This is a genomic window from Oscillatoria sp. FACHB-1407, from assembly GCF_014697545.1.
Classification (GTDB): Bacteria; Cyanobacteriota; Cyanobacteriia; order Elainellales; family Elainellaceae; genus FACHB-1407.
Genome location: NZ_JACJSA010000010.1, coordinates 75,110 through 94,321, shown reverse-complemented (window position 1 = coordinate 94,321; position 19,212 = coordinate 75,110). Strand labels below are relative to the sequence as shown.

The 19,212-nt window shown below is 51.2% G+C and carries 14 protein-coding genes; 8 read left to right on the top strand and 6 right to left on the bottom strand.

Annotated elements, in window-relative coordinates; genetic code table 11:
- Positions 1 to 95: 95 nt before the first annotated feature.
- Positions 96 to 254, bottom strand: a complete 159-nt coding sequence (locus H6G89_RS17565; RefSeq protein ID WP_190508677.1) for a hypothetical protein — start codon at positions 252 to 254, stop codon at positions 96 to 98.
- An 866-nt stretch (positions 255 to 1,120) separates the two neighbouring features.
- Here H6G89_RS17565 and hpsA point away from each other — a divergent pair.
- The 6 genes from hpsA (at position 1,121) to H6G89_RS17535 (ending at position 11,276) form a co-directional block, all read left to right on the top strand.
- Positions 1,121 to 5,881 (top strand): hormogonium polysaccharide biosynthesis protein HpsA, encoded by a 4,761-nt coding sequence (hpsA, locus tag H6G89_RS17560; protein ID WP_190508675.1) that lies wholly within the window; start codon positions 1,121 to 1,123, stop codon positions 5,879 to 5,881.
- 90 nt (positions 5,882 to 5,971) lie between these two features.
- Complete coding sequence (locus H6G89_RS17555; protein WP_190508673.1) at positions 5,972 to 6,715, top strand: type IV pilus modification PilV family protein; 744 nt, start codon at positions 5,972 to 5,974, stop codon at positions 6,713 to 6,715.
- Between the two features lie 45 nt (positions 6,716 to 6,760).
- On the top strand, positions 6,761 to 7,819 hold the full coding sequence (locus H6G89_RS17550; protein ID WP_190508671.1) for a prepilin-type N-terminal cleavage/methylation domain-containing protein: 1,059 nt from the start codon (positions 6,761 to 6,763) through the stop codon (positions 7,817 to 7,819).
- 75 nt (positions 7,820 to 7,894) lie between these two features.
- On the top strand, positions 7,895 to 8,389 hold the full coding sequence (locus H6G89_RS17545) for a GspH/FimT family pseudopilin (protein WP_190509017.1): 495 nt from the start codon (positions 7,895 to 7,897) through the stop codon (positions 8,387 to 8,389).
- An 85-nt stretch (positions 8,390 to 8,474) separates the two neighbouring features.
- On the top strand, positions 8,475 to 10,235 hold the full coding sequence (locus H6G89_RS17540; protein WP_190508669.1) for an ABC-ATPase domain-containing protein: 1,761 nt from the start codon (positions 8,475 to 8,477) through the stop codon (positions 10,233 to 10,235).
- A 96-nt stretch (positions 10,236 to 10,331) separates the two neighbouring features.
- Positions 10,332 to 11,276: a ChaN family lipoprotein gene (locus H6G89_RS17535; RefSeq protein WP_190508667.1), complete on the top strand. Its 945-nt coding sequence runs from the start codon at positions 10,332 to 10,334 to the stop codon at positions 11,274 to 11,276.
- 64 nt (positions 11,277 to 11,340) lie between these two features.
- Here H6G89_RS17535 and H6G89_RS17530 read toward each other — a convergent pair whose 3' ends face one another.
- The 5 genes from H6G89_RS17530 to H6G89_RS17510 all read right to left on the bottom strand — a co-directional run bounded on the left by H6G89_RS17530 (position 11,341) and on the right by H6G89_RS17510 (position 16,660).
- Positions 11,341 to 12,084, bottom strand: a complete 744-nt coding sequence (locus tag H6G89_RS17530; protein WP_199336783.1) for a DUF4231 domain-containing protein — start codon at positions 12,082 to 12,084, stop codon at positions 11,341 to 11,343.
- Positions 12,085 to 12,101: 17 nt separating this feature from the next.
- The gene (locus H6G89_RS17525) at positions 12,102 to 13,862 is read right to left on the bottom strand and encodes a DUF4231 domain-containing protein (protein ID WP_190508665.1); all 1,761 of its coding nucleotides are present in this window, start codon (positions 13,860 to 13,862) and stop codon (positions 12,102 to 12,104) included.
- 62 nt (positions 13,863 to 13,924) lie between these two features.
- Positions 13,925 to 14,668, bottom strand: coding sequence for a hypothetical protein (locus H6G89_RS17520; protein ID WP_190508663.1), 744 nt, complete (start codon positions 14,666 to 14,668; stop codon positions 13,925 to 13,927).
- Positions 14,669 to 14,846: 178 nt separating this feature from the next.
- Entirely contained in the window at positions 14,847 to 16,436 is a 1,590-nt protein-coding gene (locus H6G89_RS17515) for an NAD(P)H-hydrate dehydratase (RefSeq protein ID WP_190508661.1), read from the bottom strand.
- Between the two features lie 77 nt (positions 16,437 to 16,513).
- Positions 16,514 to 16,660 (bottom strand): hypothetical protein, encoded by a 147-nt coding sequence (locus H6G89_RS17510; RefSeq protein ID WP_190508659.1) that lies wholly within the window; start codon positions 16,658 to 16,660, stop codon positions 16,514 to 16,516.
- Between the two features lie 50 nt (positions 16,661 to 16,710).
- Between H6G89_RS17510 and H6G89_RS17505 the strand changes: the two genes are divergently transcribed.
- Together H6G89_RS17505 and H6G89_RS17500 are read left to right on the top strand one after the other, a co-directional pair.
- On the top strand, positions 16,711 to 18,105 hold the full coding sequence (locus H6G89_RS17505) for an aldehyde dehydrogenase family protein (protein ID WP_199336782.1): 1,395 nt from the start codon (positions 16,711 to 16,713) through the stop codon (positions 18,103 to 18,105).
- Between the two features lie 235 nt (positions 18,106 to 18,340).
- The gene (locus tag H6G89_RS17500) at positions 18,341 to 19,057 is read left to right on the top strand and encodes a gamma-glutamyl-gamma-aminobutyrate hydrolase family protein (RefSeq protein WP_190508657.1); all 717 of its coding nucleotides are present in this window, start codon (positions 18,341 to 18,343) and stop codon (positions 19,055 to 19,057) included.
- Positions 19,058 to 19,212 lie beyond the last annotated feature (155 nt).

Here is a 19,212-nt window from a genome sequence, read left to right as displayed (position 1 = left end):
GCAAAGCTATGACTGTGGAGACGGTTAGAACAGCAGGAGTGGAGGCTGTTTTGCTAGCAGGAATTCCCTGCCTACAGTCCGTTCCAGATGACCCTTCAGTTACTGTAATTTTTGATGAACGTGAGTTCGGGGATCAGGCTTTGGCGACTGAAACCGCTGCTATCAAGACAAAAACCGACCTGCATCGGTCGGGCAACCCTCTGATTTCTGGTAGTCCGCAGAGGAGGCTTTAGTTTTAATAGCCGCGAATTCATTCGCCGGGCTCTTAAACCGAACTGACGTTAAATTAATGTTTGAGAATGTTTGATTACGCTCGCTTCACAAAATAATGAAGATTTTGTGGGGGTTGCGAAACTTGCTAACGTGCGCTCATCCTCCGCGTTAATATGCACTCAGTGTTTTCAATAGGATTGAGTGGCTCTGCCCTCTCCTTGTCAGGAGAGTAGATAAGAAATGTGAGATCCGCCAGGAATGATGAGATGCTTGGCTTCTCCCGTACTCTCTTAAAAAAAATTAATTAATTATTCATTCCCTGATCGTTTTTTGAGACTGGATGGGTAGCCTAGCCTCAACACATCATCATAGACTCTTAACAATTCAGACTTATTATGAAGCTGAAGTCATGATGTGGTGTGTCAAAGACCGTTCCATCAGAGGCGCATCTAGTGAATCTACTATCTCATCCTAAAAATTTGCTTGAAGAATCTAGTGTTTGCTGTGGTAACTGCATAGTTGACTCAGCAAGCTGGAATATTCTTTGATGACGGTGTAGATCATTGAGATGTGGCTAGACGATTTCTTTTGAGTCTGGTTAAATTGGACGATCTGACCAATCCAATCCTATCTGCCAGTTTTTACGGAAACCGGTTTTTGATAGATGATCGTAATTTCCCTGTTGATGAGCGATCGCTGAGTTGTTAAGACAATAAGAACGTGCTTCGCCCCTAAATAAAGCTTAGATGAACTTCTAAGTTGAACTCTAAATGACCGTCGGAAAAATTTCCGAACAAAATAAAACTTTTATCGTCTTAAGTCGTTGGGTTTTCTCAACATTTCAAACTTTTTTCCAAGAGCGTAACGTTTTAACTCACACAACTCCCACTTTGATAGGAAGGCAGCTATGTCAACCCGCAAGCTAACTAGAGCCGTCCAAGAGCTGATTCAGCAAATCAATACAAGCACCAAATCTCTCAGCAAAGGGGTTGTCCTTTGGCTGTTGCGTAGCCTTCTGGTAATCGGTAGGCAACCCCTCCTTACCAAATCGGGCTTCGTCCTCCCAACGACAGTTCTGTTGCTGTTAGTCCTTACCCTCACCGTAGGCTCTATTGGCTATCGCACCTACACTCGTACCGTACAGGCAGTCGGTCAGCGGCAACAGCGGGTGATCTACAACGCAGCGACGCCCGCAATCGACCGGGCTAAGTCAAAGTTAGAGTATCTGTTTGACAGCCAGAAGGATACTCGCTTTCCGGGTGGGGTTCCGAGTGAAGGTCAGCTCTTGGGAATGTTGTACAACGACGGTCGTACAGTTCAACCGGGTAACGTAGTTGTACCAACGTATCAGCCGGATGGATACGACCCCTATACCTTCCCTGACGAACAGCGTATCAGTGCCAATGGAGATACAACAACTGATAATGCTTGGCGTTTTCGGGCAGATACCAATGGTGATGGGGTTCAAGATGCCACAGTAGTCTACTCCATCCTGTTTAGCACGCCGCCAACCTTGGCAGAGATTGAAAGAGCCAGCGATGCTGATGTTCAAGCTCGTGCCAATAGCTTGATGGTGCGCCACGGGCCGTTGAGTAACGCGGGTCAGGCAAACGCAGCCTGTCAACTTCAAAATACTCAAGCTGCGCCTCCCGTTGAGCAGGGTTGGTTCCGCGATAATGCGAACACCTCACTTCTGCGGAAAAATTTTCAGGTTAACGCCTACGTGTTGCCCGACAACCCCAATGGCACTGCATCGACGTTGGAGTTTCACCAGGATCGTCAGGTCATTCGAGGAAACAAATGGGGAGCCTGGTTCCGCAATGACCTGGAAGTTTTTCCCGGTCCAGTTTTTAACTGGAACGGTGCAATGCATACAGAAGGTAACTTGATCGCGGCTGCGGGTAGTGGATTCACCGGCTACATGATCAGTTCACCTTCGTCCTGTCTTTACACAAAAGATGCTTCGGAAATTACCGTAACAAGAATCGGTGCTGACCCTGCCAATGAGATCCCTGCGTTTGAGGGGCAGTTCCTCAGTGGTAGAACGAATAACAACCAGTTCTCTAACGATTCAGTGAGTTTCCATCTGTATGATGGTCAGGGACGCCGCCCAATTCGGACAGGTGCTCCCGTTGAGTTCCGCTCTACGAGTGACTCGGTTGTTAACGGTGGGGGTGGTCCAGCAGACTATGCGTTAGACCCAGTGCGGTTGCAAACCGAGGATATTTCTGCGGCAAGAAATGTGGCTAACCCTGCTGCCAATCGAGAACCTGCCTGGGATGGTCGCGATTTTGTTAAGAAGGAACGGTTGGTTAACCGCCAACAACCTGCTCCCTACGTGGACGACTCGTTCCGGGCTGATAACCGCTACGGTCCTAAACCTCGCTATAAGGGTGACCCGATTCCCGGTCGGATCGGGGAAGAAATTGCTGGAGATCAAGAATTAATCGGTAACGACCCGCAAGCAGGGCAGGATGATACCAGTATTGGTTTAGACGGATATTGGGAACGTCGTGCTCGTCGTGAGGGGATGCGAGTAATCGTCGGACAGCGTCTGGAACTAGGTGATCCCATGGGTTGGGGTGGCTTGCGTCAGAGTAACTCGCTCATCAGAGAACCATTACGTCCCTGGGAGCGATGTACTCCGAACAATAGCGGTAAATGCAACGAAGCCCGTCAACGTCAGACCTTGTGGGATAACCTGGCTGCTGTGCAGGCTGCTGCTATTTATCATTCCGCAGCAGGACCTGCCAACCGTGACTTCCCCATTGCTTGTTTAGCAATGACCACGCATCCAGGTACCTCGACCACACTGGCAAAGAGTGCGACGTTTGAAAACCTGCTGTACATGGGACAAACGCCTAATGCTTACCAACTCCCTGGTTATAGCGGTGTACCCATTCAAACAGACTTCTTTAGAGGTCGTGGCACGAACGGTTGGGAGTTTGCTCCACCGGATGAAGCTGCATTTCGTAATGCAGGAAGCCCACTCATGTTAGCGTTGCGCAACTTAGCAACGTTTGCAGGTGATCCGTTGGGTGGTGCGCCATCCTTTACTCCAGTGCAAGATCGGAACGTCCATCCTTACCCATCCATGTCGATGTGGGGCGACTTCTCGATGTTGCGGCGGGTGTTAGACCTGGTGTCAACTAATGGATATGACAGCCTCAGCCCTGCGGATAAAACAACGTTGCACACGGCGGGTTGCATGATGGGGATGTTGGCGTTCAACATTGATTATCTAGAAAACTTTGATCCGCTCGATCCAGCCAGTAACCCTAATTTCCCACAAACCTTGTTGGGTTATGCGGTTGGTGATCCGCTTCTACCCAGTGATAACCCAGGCGATCCTGATTATTGGGTTGGTTTGCGTGGGAAGATTCGGCAAATCATGCGTGCTCAGCGGGTAGACACGGTAGATGACCCGCCTCAAAGCTTCTTTACCAACACCCTGGCTGATATCACGGGTAATGGTTACATCGATCCAAACCAGATTCAAAATCCAGAGGTCTTTGTCCGCTTCCTGGAGCAATGGCGAGACTGGATGGCGCAAAACAACCGCCCCTTCAACAAGATCGACCAGTTGAATGCTCAGATTTATCTGGCACAGCTGTTGATCACGAAGGAACAGGTCGCTCGCGATCGCCGCTTTGGGTTCTTTGGTTCCGGTAATACAGCAAACGCCGCCAGTGTTGCGGTGGGTCAGGCTCCTTTAGGGCGGTGCTTGTCCTATCGAGGTGGGGTGCCATTGCCGGCTGGAGGTGCAACACCAACCCGTACGGTGAACGCAGAACCATTGCAAATCCTGTGTTCCGGTCGTCCACGTTATCCCATCCTCTATTCCTTGTTCCCAGCGAAGGATGACCTGATTCCCTTTGCGACGAGCAATCCTGTAACTGATTTCACGCCAGATTATTCAGGGTTTGAGTCACACGGGGAAGAGGTTGAGGTTAGCCGTGACTCTGAAGATAGTACGGATCCATACATCACCCTGACTAACACTGGAAGAATCTATCAAGTGATTGATCCAGAGTTAGTGAGAGTGTTGCCTCGCCAGCGAGCATCCTGGGTGTTAACGAACGAAGTGGTTGGAAGTACGTTTGATACGCCCAGCAACAACCGCGACACACTAATCAAGATCTGTTCAACTCCCTGTCTTCGTAATACATCTGGATCGGCTCTGGCAGCTCGACCAACTCCTTATCAAGGAACAAGTGCCATTTTCGCGAGAGTTCCGTTTAAGGATTCTGCACTGTTCAACGGACGGGAAATGATGAGCGTTAGAACGCTTGACATGAACCTGGATTTGATGCGCCGTGCGACTTACAATGGCGACTTCCTGTTGCCTCGTTCTGGCATTATCTATGCCTTCCGTGAGGATGCGGTGTCAGAAATGGAGATTGTCAGACCGACGGGTGGGTCCTGGGCATCTTGTCGGAACAACACAACGCTGCAAACTGATGCATCCTGTCGAATGAATACGGGGTCAGTATCGTCAAGTCGGTCTGCGTATAGATCCACAGATCCACCTATCAGCACTGACAATGCCATCAGCCCCAAACCGGTTGATTACTATGCCGATCCCGATCGTCGTCCGCATGGATTCCGTTTACGGCGTGGGGAGAGATTAGGGCGTACGGGTGATGCAGGTCGAGGTCTGTCGCTGGTTTCGGACAACCCAGTGTATATCCAGGGCAACTTCAACTTGCACCAAAATGGTGCTGGTGCTCGACTCGAGGAGTTTACTCAACCCCTTGCCGACGACTTCACCAACTTTTACGATCGCACCACATTAGATGGTTCTTTCTCCCGACCAGCAACCGATGAGTGGCGTCCAACAGAGATCTTGGCAGACGCGATTACGATCATCTCAGACAACTTCTGTGATGGCAGTATCGAAGACACCTTTGATCGCAACGCCATGACCAATAACAACGTTGGTGCCACCAAGATGGCGGAATATGGTTGTACCTCCAGCCATACTCTCACGTCTTATCTCAACCAAAACCGCCCTCTGTCGTTGCCTCCTCAGAACACCATTGGAACGACCTGGCTGCGAGCAAACGCCGCTGATAGTATGAGCCTGGATGCGTTGACGGCTAACCCTCGTATCCGGATTGAAGAGGGAACCTCTCCCTATGTCCTCACTCGCGATAACAACCCGATGGTGATGACAACTCCAAACACAGCGGTTGATTATGCTCAGGGCTATGCTGCTATGACAAGTGGTAAACCGCTAATGCCAGGGGTGGCGAATACTCGTGTGAACGCCATTATTATCAGTGGTCTAACCCCCTCTCGCCCCAACCAATCCTATGGTGGATTGCACAACTTCCCTCGATTTATCGAGAACTGGGGAAATCAGGCCCTTTACATTGGTGGATCATTCTTACAGCTCAACTTCAGCAACCACGCAACGGCACCCTTTGACCAGGACTCCTTTGAAGTCGGTGCTCCTGCTCAGTCGGCTGAGGTTATCCCCTACTACTCACCGCCTCTCCGTCGTTGGGGTTATGATGTCGGCTTGCAGTACGCTCCTGCTGGTCCGATCGCCCAACGGTTTGTGACCTCGAAGTCCGTTCGGGATGAGTTCTATACAGAGCCTCCGGCTAATGATCCGTACATTCGCAACCTCTGTCTCGCGGCAGGTGGCAACTGTCCTCCCTAACCGTGAATGAAACGCAGTGGGGTTTCCTTTAACTGCTGTTTGGGAAACCCCTCCCCTTACTAAACTGGCAAGCCGATGAGGAAGCACATCATGGCAGTACGTCGTTCTTCTCCAAACCAATCACTGAGTATCCTGGGTCTACTACTAGCAGCACGGCGTGGACGGTCTTCTTCTGAGGACGGGTTGAGTCTGCTGGAATGTTTGATGGCGATCGCCGTCATCATGCTAACAGCCGCTCTAATTACCCCACCGCTGTTTATTGCAACGGCGACACGGGTACAAAACCGTCGGGCTGAGCAAGCCCTACAACTCGCACAAGGGGAGATCGATCGCCTGCGAGTCCTGGTGTCTCAGGGGCAAAATACACCCGGTCGGCTTCCAGCAGCAGTCGGTACAGCAACCAATCCGGCTGCACCAAGTGGGCTTTCTAACCAGCTCAGATCGATTAATTCATCTTGTAACACCTACAACGATGAACAAATTCCTGCGACATCGGCTCTGCGAGTTGACGTAGATGGGGATTGTCAGTTTGATTTCCTGATGCAAGTGTTCCGTACCGATGGATCGCTTCCGGCATCTGAAGACCCGACCAATAACCCTGCGGCTCTGCAACGTCGGACTGACTTTGTCGTGGGCGTGAGAGTGTACTCCTTCCTGGCACAAAACAACTTGGGTTCTCTGGAAACCCAACAAGCATCTCTACGGCTGACCAGTGGTCAGGGCAGCCAACGTCGTCGCCCTCTGGCTGTGCTTTACTCACGAATGAATTGGAGCGATCAGAGCTTCAATCTTTGTCAGATTCACAGAAACCAGGGACAGGCTAACTGTCGATAGATTGCGTATTACCTACCCTTAACTACTGGAATGGGGTCAACCGTAATGGCTAAAACATCTCCCACCTTTCAACTGAAATGGCTTTGGAATTTCAGTCGTCGCAACCGCCCTCAAGGCTTCACCTTAATTGAATTGTTAATCGTCACCATTATTGCAGCTGGAATTATCACAGGTCTGCTGTATATGGTGATCGAGCTAATGGGATCTGACCAGCGTGAGGCATCGCGCAACGAAACTCAGCGAGAGCTTCAGAGAGCGATGGACTACATGAGCAACGAAATGCGGGAGGCAATCTACGTTTACACCGGAGAATGCCTACAGGGTCAGGGAGCGTTGGGGGTTGATAGCCCACCCTTCTGCCCTGGTCTGACACCCTATTTGCCAGCTGCGCTTAGTACTGAGAGCATTCCCGTGGTGGCTTTTTGGCGACAGCAGCAAATTCCGACTGTGTTACGCAACCAGTGTGGAGCAGCAAACAATCCGGCTTTGGCAACAGTTCCGTGTTTGACAACCCACTCTTACGCTTTAGTGGTTTATTCCCTGAGTACTGCCAACACCGGGAACCTGTGGAAGGGGAGAGCGCGAATTACTCGTTATGCGCTAACTCAGTTTGATGAAAGAACAGGTGCACCAACCGTGGGTTATGTCTCTCCTGCTCAAGCGATCAACTTTGGGGGTTGGCCTTTTGGACGAGGTGCAAACAATACTGTCGTAAACTTGCAGGCTCAGCGTCCCACTGGGAATCCAGCCGTTTTAGTAGACTTTGTGGACGATGGCAGAGGGGCACAAGCATCCGGTATTCCTAGCCTGGTCACCAATGCAGTTTGTCCTAATAGTGCGGCTACACCGGGCATAGATTACAGCCTTAGCCCCACAACAACGGCTTTGAATAATGCTGGTTTAGGCAATGCCAGAACGAGCTTCTATGCCTGTGTTAGTACGATTCGAGATACTGATCCGGGTGTGAACCAGGATTCCATTCTGTTTGTTCGTGGCAATGCGAGAGGTCGTCCTGGAATTGCAACGGATAGAGCGTTTTTACCGACCTTAGAAACTCGTGTATTGTCGCGAGGCATTCTAGATCGCGATCCGTCGGCTGAGTAACGCTCTTGCCCTTTTGCTGGTGTTTATTCTTGATCAAGTTGTGCCGATTGCAGTGTTGAAACGTGGAGGGTAGGTATGAAAAGGCAATTGCTTCAGCGGCAATCGACAGCCGGGTTTTCACTGCTAGAACTCCTGGTAGTCATTGTTATGGCTGCCATCCTGGCAAGTATTGCGGGGGTTAGCTGGGTGGGGTTCCTCAACCGCCAGCGAGTCACCAACGCGAGAGAGCAAGTTCAACAGGCGATTCGATTGGCTCAGACAGAGGCAGTTCGGACCAGACGTCGTCAGACAGTAACCTTTAACACAGCGGTCAATCCACCTACCGTTCGAGTAGGACCATCAACCGAGCAATTGGGATTTGGGCAATTACGACCTGGCATGATTAGTATGCAAACCCCAGTGAACCAAATCACGTTTGATGATGAAGGCAATTTAACACTGGATTCAAATCCGCCGATTGTCTTTACCTTCAAAGCACCTGCAAACACGGGGCGATCGCGCTGTTTAATTATCGAAACCTTGTTGGGCGCGACCCGTAATGCTGAGCAGGGTGAACCCGGATGTACTTGAGTGTCGGCTTAGTACCTTCAATCCACAAGTAAGCAACGTTGAACCCCCAACTGGGGGTTTTTGTGTTTCATTGTAGGATGGCGGTATGACTACTTCCCAGGCATTACATCAACAACTGATCCAGCTTGATCAGCGCGGTTATAAGGCGTACAAGCAAATTCAGGGCACCTATTACTTTTCAGGTTTCACCTTATTCATCGATTACGTTCAAGGCGATCCCTTTGCGTCTCCCAGTCGGTTGCGAGTACAGGTGCCCCAGAGTAATCGGGATGGCTCCACTGGGGCGAGTTTTCCAGCTAATCTATATAGCTCCCGCTGTCGAGAGATCGCGCTTAGAGATTACTTGACTCGCCAGTTTGACCGGATAGCCAGAACTCTGCGAGAGAAATGGGGAAGTGGTAACAGCGGACTGATCGCGATCGCCTCGACAGGGCAACAGGTGTTAGAGCGAACCTCGGTTTTTGTGACGTCCGATTGGGTAGAAGCTCGATTTGTGGTCGGTTTACCAGCGCGTGGTCGGCAAATTTTGGGGCGAGAGGCGGCAGCGCTACTGTGTGAGGACTTGCCTCAGATTGTGGAGCGATCGCTGAGATACTCCAGTCTCAATCAGCCAGAGCTACAGCACCACATTGAGGTGGTTGAGGATACAGACTGGCTGCGGGAGCAATTAGCAACTCAGGGGTTAGTGGCTTTTATTCCGGATGGAGCAATTTTGCCACGCCAGAGCGGTGTGGACGATCGCCCCCTAGCTCACCATGCGAGTCCCTTTCAGTCTCCAGAGACGTTGCGTGTCCAGTTTGAACGACCTAACCAGGGTCAGATCACAGGCATGGGCATCCCTGTTGGCATTACCTTGATTGTCGGTGGGGGGTATCACGGTAAATCAACGTTGCTGCGAGCGATCGCGCTGGGCGTTTACAACCACATTCCAGGAGACGGTCGGGAGTGGCTCGTGACAAATTCCACTGCTGTCAAAATTCGGGCTGAAGATGGGCGATCGGTGGTAGGAGTGAATATCTCCCCATTCATTAACCATCTGCCGCAGGGACGCTCTACCACAGATTTCTCGACAGCCAATGCCAGCGGGAGCACGTCGCAAGCTGCCAACATTATGGAGGCACTGGAGGTTGGCGCGAAGGTATTGCTGGTGGATGAAGACACCTCCGCCACCAATTTTATGATTCGCGATCGCCGGATGCAGGCATTGATAACCAAAGACCGAGAACCCATTACACCGTTTATCGATAAAATTCGGCAGTTGTATCACGAGTACGGAGTATCGACGATTTTGGTGATGGGCGGTAGCGGCGACTACTTTGATGTGGCAGATACGGTGATTGCCATGTCAGAGTTTCAGCCGCAGGAGATGACAGCACAGGCACGGGCGATCGCGGCTCAGTTTGTGACCCATCGCACGGCAGAGGGAGGCGATCGCTTTGGTGCGTTAACGTCACGCATTCCGATCACTGGTTCCTTGGATGACTCAGATTGCGGTTATTCCACCAGAGAAAGGGCTTCTCAGCGTAGCCCCCGCCTGAAGGTGCGTGAGGGAGACGAGTTGGTATTGGGGGCAGAAGCCATTGATGTCTCTGCAATTGAACAACTGATCGATGCTGCCCAGTTGCGGGCAATCGGGACGGCGATCGCCTATCTGCAACAGGATTACCTGAATGGTCGTCACTCCCTGACTGAACTGATCGATATCGTGATGCAGGACATTGCTGTGAGTCAGTGGGAAGGAGTCGCCCCCTTTCCATCTGGCGATTTGGCAACATTTCGTCCCCTGGAATTGGCGGCGGTTTTAAATCGGATGCGATCGCTGGGAGTGAAGGTCAGTAGAGAGTAGGGAATGGAGATGGGAGGGTGGACGGGTGCAAGGGTAGACAAGAGGCACGATGCATCACAGGCGTAGTAGATCTAGATAGAGAGGGGGACATGGATCATGGGTTCTGTTAAAGCAATTCAATGCTGTGCCTGGTTTTTGGGGATGTGGCTGTTGACCTGTCCTGCATTGGCTCAACCCGTTGATCGCCCCAGTGTTGAGCAGCCTACGATTGTCAATCCAGCGCGATCGCCCCAAGCTCAAGATGTGCAAGCAGTTTTCAATGATCTGGCTACAGCAACGGTGGTTTATCTGGGGGAAACCCATGACAGTGCAGCGGATCATGCGGCACAACTCCAAATCATCCAGGAATTGCATCGGCGTAATCCGCGTCTGGCGATTGGTCTGGAGATGTTTCAGCGTCCGTTTCAATCTGCGATCGATCGCTACTTGCAGGGCGAGATCAGCGAACTGGAACTGCGACAACAAACCCAATACGATCGCCGTTGGGGCTTTCCCTGGGCAAACTATGCGCCGATTTTGCGCTATGCCAAAGAACACCAACTGCCCGTGCTTGCACTGAATACCCCAGCAGAGGTGAGTCGGCGGGTAGCTCAAAAGGGGTTTGATGCGCTGAGTCAGAGCGATCGCCAGTGGATTCCTCCGGAGTCCGAGATTCGCACCGACAGCAACGCCATTAATGATGGTTATCGTCAGTTTTTGCGCCCGTTGTATGACGACTTCCATCAAATGGAAGGCTCCAGCAATAGCTTTGAAGTCTTCTTCTTAGCACAGGTGTTGTGGGATGAAACGATGGCGGAGGGAGTTGCTAATTTTGTTCGGGATAACCCAGACCATCAAGTAGTCGTGCTGGCAGGTCAGGGTCACATCGTGTATGGCTATGGCATTCCCAGTCGGGTGGCGCGTCGGGTGCAGGGAGTTCAAGAGTTTGGGCAGCGATTGCTGTTATTGAATCCGTCTGATGAGATGCAGTCTGAGACAGAAGGGGCGATGCAAAGTGCTTCGAGTGGGGCGATCGCCGACTATTTTTGGTTTAGCCCCTAAAGTCCAAATCTCCATCTTCTCCAGAAGTTGGGGATTGAATCGTCTAAATCGATATTAATGGGTATTAGATGACAGCTTGATCGCCATCGCTGTTTTCCTGAGAGGATTGCTGCCCCTGTCCCTGTTTGTTTTGCTGATTTTGTGTGACATAGGTTTCAACATCGTGCTGAATAATCTCCTCGATGTTTTCAGCGAAGGCTTGAAACGCCTCATGATGGCTGGGGTAGGTGCGATAGGGTCCACTCAGTTGAAAAAAATGCCAACCCTGAGCTTTTAAGGACTCCGCTGAACGGCGATAGTTGTACCAGCGTTTGCCATATTGAAAAAACTCCTCGATCGCTGCTGTGACAGCAACCGCACCACTAATGACGATTGTGGCTTGTTTGATCGCATCTTGAAGACGTTGATTGTCTACGTTAAACGTCACCAAAATGGGTACGATTACCCCTCCGATGATTGTGATCAATCGCAACCGAAAGTGGCGATTGCGACATTGAGCTGACTTCGCTTCCATCCATAAAATCTGATCGAGCCAGCGCGATTTTAGAAAAGCTTTATTGAGTGAGGCTTTTCTGCCATCAGGACTGTCTAAGTTGAGCGAATCAAAAATCTTCTCGAAATCTTCTTTGAGCTGCTCAGTATAGCTCTTAGATTTATTGGCTTTCGACTCAGGAGCACTAGACGGTGCTGATCTAGAGGGGCGATCTGAAGCAGACGGAATGGAATCAGTAGACAGGGAGGTAGTGTCCAGAGGAGCAGTACTCATTGAGGGTGCAACCGGAGATTCAGTACGACTGTCGTCTGACATAAACGATCTCACTTCTGCTAAATCACGGTTGTCATCGAGGGTTCATCTTCCTGGGGGTTGTCCGAGGGTTGCTCGTCAGCAGAAGCGTCTGTGCTGGTTGGTTCAGCGGAGGGTGTTGTTTCTTCTGCAAGAGGCACGGTTGCAATCGGTTCTTCCAGGGCTAGCTCAATCGGAGCATCCAAAGGCATCTCGACGGGACTCACAACGGAGCTATCTGCTGAGGTGTCGAACGAGCCATCCACTAGGGTATCCTCTGGAGAATCTACAGCCACACCCAATGACCCATACACAGAGGGATCATCCGTAGCAGCATCGATAGGGGCATCAGTGGTTGATTCCATAGATGAGTCAGAAGAGTCAACTGAGGCATCCATATAGGGATCTACTGGAGTGTCTGCCATGAATTCCTCGTGTACGACAGGCTCAGCAGGAGGCTCTCCAAACGGGTCTGGGTCAGCCGGAGGAACGGACATATCTGCCATCAGTGGATCAGCAGGCATCTCATCCCCAGCAACACTCCCGTCACTGGTGAAGTCAGCAGGAACCTCCCCAGCAGGAATGTCTGTTATGGAAGCGTCTGTTGTGCCATCAACTGGCATATCAGTTGACATCGTGTCAGAGGGTGCATCAGCAGTGGTGCTGAATGCCATCTCTGATCCATCCTGGAACCCGTCAGATTGCGTTGCCTCGCTGCTGATGGCGTGCTCAGGGACATAATCCTTGCCCAGAACCGGGGCAAAGGCTTCCTTCTTAGAGACTTCTTCTTTGTCGCCACTGTAGATCTCAGCCAGAGCATCGCGCATCTCTTGCACCCAGCCTGCATTCTCACTCTGGACGATCGCCTCTGCACTGTGAACCAGTGTCTCAACGTTGTTTGATAACTGTTTAGCATCGTCTGAGAGGGCACGCCACCACGTCCGCACATCGTATAAATCTGCCGCTGCTGTGTTACAGGCGACGATGGTTGTTTCAACCCCCTTAAACTCTAAAAAGGTAGCGAATGCGGTTGCTAATGCTCCACTAATAGCAACCCAAATCTCCAGGTTGAAGGCAGCTAATGCTGTACCTACGCCCCCCAACAAAATGATCATCAGTTGAAACCGCTGCAACTCGCGCGTGAATTTGACTGACTTGCGTTGGTAGTAGTTGAACTGATCCTCAATGCGCCACAGCAAGTATTGCTCTGCTGTCATATCGCTAAAGCCATCATCCCCCTCAGCCGTGCTGTATTGGGGTGGCAGTTTGCCTTTGTATGCCTCTAACCCCGTCTGATTGACCTGAGTCTCCATCAGACGTTTGTTAATGATTTTTGCCCTACGGGCAAGATGCACATCGCGTGACTCACTACCCAGCATAGTCGGGCTATATTCGCCGACGCGCATCCGATAGAGGTAGATTTCTTTTTTCAGTGCCTCTGCACTACCCCGCAGCGAAATCCAGTTAACCCCCATGTTAAACCGCAGGGAGTAGGCGATCAGTGCAGTCGAGAGAATGGGAACGAGGACAACCAGCACATGCAAGGCGGGCAAAAACTGATCACTCAAAAATGTGTTGATGGACTCAGGCAACCAGGGAATGCCATTTGCGGTTCTAGTTTCTAAAACGGTGTAAATAATGGCTAGAGTCGTCGCTGCAACTCCCAGGATTAAAATCAGCTTGCGCTGTTGAAAAAATCGCTTTTGAGCTTTGCTGGCGTTGAAGTCGTATCGACTGTAACGGTCCCAGGCATCTTCAAGGGTGGGGTTACGAGGGGAAGTCGTTGGAGTGTCGGATGTCATTCAATTCTCCCTGATTGCGATCGCAGCTCATCGGTGCTTCTATGTCAGTTCCTAGTAAGGTATTATTCCTTACCTGCAAAAATCATTTCTATGGTCTTAGTCAATTCTTCACGTCCGGCAGTCAAATCTATCGCCTGCACTAGTCCAGATTTTATGATTTCTTGAGCTCGTTGATCATCCGCTTGTCTTCGCAACACTGCTGCCAGGATATCGGCTGTGCGCCCGCTACCCGCGATCGTGATGATTGCTCGTCCCTCTTGCACATTTTGGGATGCATCCTTCCAACTCACCTCACCCCCATTGATCAAGATGGCTACGGACGGCTGATCTTCTGCCAGAGCCGTCGCCACATCCGCAATCCAGGGAGACTCATCGCCCCAATTTGACCCTGGAATCAAAAGAAAGTGGGTGTGATTTTCCTCTAAAGGAGCGGCGTCTGGTGAAGCTGCGATTTGACCGGGCAACACGGCTAACCCAACTGGAGCCACGCCAACTAAAGGAAAAGAGGCTTTGAGGGTTGAGCGTGCTTGTCCCATCAGTCGCATAACTCCGGCATCAGTGCCCCCATCCACCACACAGGCTCCCCATTTCATCGCTAATGGAGCGAGCACTTCTAGAAACAACAGTTGGACTCGGTTGAAATCCTCTGTGCTCAACTTACTGGCACCCCCGATCACCACCAACACACGCCGTCTTTTGGGCAATCCCAACTCTTGCAATGTCTGTGGAAGGGTTGCTGGAGTTTGGAGATGAACCGCAGTGGCGATCGCACGATTGGGGAAGGTGATTTGGAAGGGTTTTTCCATGAACCTGTTGCGAGGAACAAAATTGTGACGGATAAAACGAAGAATGAAATTGAAGAAGGCTAAACCGTTAAACATTAAGGGTACTGGAAATGGTTAGCAGCCGTTTCTAAATCTCAAGGAATGTATGAATCCTACCTATAGCAATCGCGTTTCGCACGGAAACGTTAGTTTTTTGTAATCAGGAAGGGAAATAGGGCTGCAATACCCGAATCAAATAGTGAGTCAAGGTGAATGCATCAACTCCCAACTCAGTTCGATTGTGTTTGGCTAAGATAGCTGCCTGAGCGTGCCACCAGACTGCCGTTTGTACAGTTTTCTCAATGGATTGGTTGGCAACAGGATACTGTGTTGCAACGATTTGTGCGATTAAGCCTCCCAATAATCCTGTCAAGACGTCACCGCTGCCACCGCGTGCTAGAGCCGGAGTACTTTCAGGGTTAACCCACAGCGTTCCTTGAGGATTGGCGATCGCCAATCGTGCCCCCTTCAGTAAAACAATCGCCCCACTTTGACGGGCTGCTGAACGGGCGGCTATGAGGCGATCGCTCAAGTCTACATCGGGAAACAGCCGTTTGAACTCACCGGGATGGGGAGTCAGGATCGTCGTTGTAGGTCGCTGAGCCAGGGTTGGCAAAGTTCCCAGAGTTGCCAAAATGTTCAACCCATCCGCATCCAGCACCAGGGGAGAGGGTGCCGCTAGCACCTGCCGCACCACACCGATCGCATCGGGAGTCAAACCGGGACCACAGGCGATCGCCTGATACTGGCTGACATCCACTCGTTCTGGTAGATGGGCGATTGCGCCACTCTTGGTTTCAGGGCAACCGATCACCAGTGCATCGGGTAGTTGACCTGTGAGCAGTGATTTCAGGGAGTCGGGAACGGCGATTGATAACATGCCCACTCCACTGGCTCGCGCCGCTAAACCTGCCAGAATGGCAGCCCCCATGTATTGCCCAGAGCCACAGACCAAGAGCAGATGCCCTTGTTTGTATTTGTGGGTAGTAGGGTGACGCGGCAACGGTAGGGTGGCGATCGCAGTAGAGGCTGTAAGTCTCTGCACGTCTGGTGTTTCTCCCAGCACGGCTTGAATGTCTGCGACGGGCAAATCAAAGTCAATGAGTTCCGCTTCGCCCACATATTCCAACGCCTGGTCGTGTAGAAATGCCAGTTTCCACAAACCCAAACATAATGTGCGAGTCGCCCGAATGGCTGTGCCCAACACAGCCCCCGTATCGGTGTGCAAGCCAGAGGGCAGGTCAATGCTGACGATGGGAATGGGGAGTTGATTGAGAGTGGCGATCGCCTCTGCCAGGGTTCCCTCAAGATTGCGGCTTAACCCAAAGCCAAACAGCCCATCTACAATCAGGTCACAGCCCGACAGTTCATCCACCGACTCCACCTGGGGAATGCCCAAACTAGCCGCATAATCGGCATGCTGTTGAGTCAGTTCCTTCAGGGAGTTGAACGGGCAGTAAATCAGCACTGTATAGCCCAAAAAGTGCAATTCTCGCGCCACCACCAGTGCATCGCCGCCGTTGTGTCCCGGTCCTACGAGCACCCCGACCTGAGCGATCGCTAACCGAGGATACAACGCCACAAGGCGACGGGTGATTAGCCCTGCCACTTTCTCCATCAACGCTGCAACGGGCATTCCAGCGGCAAACACTCGCCCTTCAATTGCCATCATCTGCTGAGTCGTGACTGCCACCGATTGGATGTAGTGAGTGCGATCGAGGCGTTGAAGAGCCTTGTGAGAGGGGTTCATGAGACAAAGGTGAAGAGCAACGGCAAAGAGCAAAAGGTAGAATTGCCAAATGCTACACCCTGGTCAAAATTTAGCCACTACACAATAGAGGTGATTTTAGATTTTCCCTCTTCCTTCTTCCCTTTTCCTTCTTCTCTCTTCTCTCTTCCTTCTTCTCTCTTCTCTCTTCCTTCTTCCCTTTTCCTTCTTCTTTCTTCCCTCTTCATTCCTCCTCCTTGGATCACGGTGAACTCCCCAGAGGTTGAAAGGACGGTATTATCACATCTGTATCCAGGTGAATTTTATCGACAATGCCATGCTGACTGTGATTAATCCGGCGACAGGTGATGTGTTGCAAGAGATACCAACTGATGATTCAGAGGCGATCGCCCACAAAGTGACTCAAGCGAAAGTGGCTCAACCTGATTGGGCAGCGCGTCCAATGGCAGAGCGAATTGAGATTATTCGCCAGTTTAATGGGCTGTTGGCAGACCACGCTGAATCGCTCGCACAGCAACTCACCGCTGAGATGGGCAAACCTATCAAGCAAGCCAGAGCCGAAGTCGGTACAACCTCCAGTCGCATTGGGTATTTTCTCGATCAGGTGGAAGCCGTATTGGCGACAGAAACGCTGTTGCATGATTCGCAGTTGGGCTTGAAGGAACAGATTAGCCACGAACCGCTGGGAGTCATCGCAAATATTTCAGCGTGGAACTATCCCTTCTTTGTTGGGTCTAATGTGTTTATTCCTGCTCTATTAGCGGGTAATGCGGTGTTGTACAAGCCCTCTGAATTTGCTGCTTTGACAGGACGGGCGATTGCCCAACTGATGACCGAGGCAGGTGTTCCAGAGGGCATTTTTCAAGCGGTGATTGGTACCGGACAAGTAGGTGCAGAGTTGTTGACCCATCCCTTGAATGGTGTGTTCTTCACGGGTTCCTATGCGACTGGATGCAAGATTGCGATCGCTGCTGCTCCCCATTTAATGAAAGTGCAACTGGAATTGGGTGGCAAAGACCCGATTTATGTCGCTGAGGATGTCGATGTTGCAACAGTTGCTCCTGCGGTTGCTGATGGAGCCTTTTACAACACTGGACAAAGCTGCTGCGCAGTGGAACGGATCTACGTCCATGACCAGATCTATGAAGCGTTTGTAGATACCTTTATGGCGACGGTGCGCGACTTTCAGATGGGCGACCCAACCGATGAAAATACCTATATTGGCCCCCTGGCTCGTGCGGCTCAGGTTGATTTCCTCAAATATCAGGTCGAAGACGCGATCGCCAAAGGTGCCAAGTTGCTCTGTGGGGGCGATCGGCTAGAGCGTCCCGGTTCCTTTTTTGCGCCGACCGTGCTGATTGACGTGGATCACTCCATGTCGGTCATGCGGGATGAAAGCTTTGGTCCCATCATTGGGATTCAAGCGGTTAAAGATGATGCGGAGGCACTGCGGCTGATGCAAGACACCCCCTATGGACTCACAGCGGGTGTGTATACCCCTAATGAAACTCGTGCAACCGCTATGTTACGCCAGATCAATAGTGGCACCGTCTACTGGAACTGTTGCGATCGCGTCAGTCCCCGGTTGCCCTGGTCAGGGCGTGGGCATTCTGGTATTGGCTTAACTCTCTCAACCTACGGCATCCAGACCTTTACGCAGCCGAAAGCGTGGCACCTTAGAGAGGGATGAAGGATAAAGGATGAAGGATGAAGAAGGAAAAAAGAAGAACGAAAAGGATGAAAAAGAACGAAGATGAGTGCCGTGTGCTTGCACCTGCCACTCTTTGAAAGTTAATGGTGCGTTACGCTAACGCTAACGTCACCCTACATATCACCTTTATCCTTTCCCTTTCATCCCTCATCCTTTAGCCTTCATCCTTCATCTTTCCTTCTTCCCTCTTCTTTTTTCCCTTTTCTTTTTTCCTATGACCTCTCCCCTGATTGGCATCACCACTTACGGTCGCAATGACCTCGGCGAATTTCATCTTTATGCAGCGTATGTCGATGCAGTGCGTCGGGCTGGAGGAGTGCCGATTTTATTGCCTCCTGGGGAACCTAATCTCGATCGCCTGATTGAGCGGGTCGATGGGTTGGTGTTTACGGGCGGTGGGGATATTGAGCCAACTCACTATGATGGCGACTTGCATCCCAAAATCTATCGTTTGGATTCGGAACGGGACTCCTTTGAACTGGCGTTGGCACGACGGGCAATTCAGGCGGATTTGCCGCTCCTGGGTATTTGTCGTGGGTTGCAGGTGTTGAGTGTCGCCAGTGGTGGCAAGCTGCTGCCTCATGTTCCCGACACATTTGGTACGGATGTGTTGCATCGGGAAGAGCCGTTGCACCCGACTAAGCATCCTGTGGCGATCGCCCCTCAAAGCCTGATCAGCAAAATCGTCGGCGTTTCCGAGATGGAGGTTGTGTCCTGGCATCACCAGGCCGTGCCCACGGTGCCTCCTGGATGGCAAGCCACCGCCTATGCCCCCGATGGACTGATTGAGGCACTGGAACATCAGGATCACCCCTGGGCGATCGCTCTCCAGTGGCATCCAGAGCTATCTGCTGCTACCGATCCGCTCCAACAACGAATTTTCAATGCTTTTGTTCAAGTTGCTCAAACTCGACTGGTCAATGCCCTTTAAACCGGGATGGATGAAAAATTAAGATTCGTAGGCAAGAATCAAAAATTTGATCCTGAAGCCCTCAAGATTCTGATTAGTTCTTTCTGAGAGGTTAACATAGGGGTTTCAACACAGGTGGCAACTGGGTGCAGCATCTTATGGTGGTTTCTGGCGAC

Excerpts from the sequence above, each read along its gene's own strand:
- H6G89_RS17530 (WP_199336783.1), bottom strand. The coding sequence starts at position 12,084 with ATGTCAGACGACAGTCGTACTGAATCTCCGGTTGCACCCTCAATGAGT.
- H6G89_RS17500 (WP_190508657.1), top strand. The coding sequence starts at position 18,341 with ATGACCTCTCCCCTGATTGGCATCACCACTTACGGTCGCAATGACCTC.
- H6G89_RS17540 (WP_190508669.1), top strand. The coding sequence starts at position 8,475 with ATGACTACTTCCCAGGCATTACATCAACAACTGATCCAGCTTGATCAG.
- hpsA (WP_190508675.1), top strand. The coding sequence starts at position 1,121 with ATGTCAACCCGCAAGCTAACTAGAGCCGTCCAAGAGCTGATTCAGCAA.
- H6G89_RS17520 (WP_190508663.1), bottom strand. The coding sequence starts at position 14,668 with ATGGAAAAACCCTTCCAAATCACCTTCCCCAATCGTGCGATCGCCACT.
- H6G89_RS17535 (WP_190508667.1), top strand. The coding sequence starts at position 10,332 with ATGGGTTCTGTTAAAGCAATTCAATGCTGTGCCTGGTTTTTGGGGATG.
- H6G89_RS17545 (WP_190509017.1), top strand. The coding sequence starts at position 7,895 with ATGAAAAGGCAATTGCTTCAGCGGCAATCGACAGCCGGGTTTTCACTG.
- H6G89_RS17525 (WP_190508665.1), bottom strand. The coding sequence starts at position 13,862 with ATGACATCCGACACTCCAACGACTTCCCCTCGTAACCCCACCCTTGAA.
- H6G89_RS17565 (WP_190508677.1), bottom strand. The coding sequence starts at position 254 with ATGAATTCGCGGCTATTAAAACTAAAGCCTCCTCTGCGGACTACCAGA.
- H6G89_RS17550 (WP_190508671.1), top strand. The coding sequence starts at position 6,761 with ATGGCTAAAACATCTCCCACCTTTCAACTGAAATGGCTTTGGAATTTC.
- H6G89_RS17515 (WP_190508661.1), bottom strand. The coding sequence starts at position 16,436 with ATGAACCCCTCTCACAAGGCTCTTCAACGCCTCGATCGCACTCACTAC.
- H6G89_RS17555 (WP_190508673.1), top strand. The coding sequence starts at position 5,972 with ATGGCAGTACGTCGTTCTTCTCCAAACCAATCACTGAGTATCCTGGGT.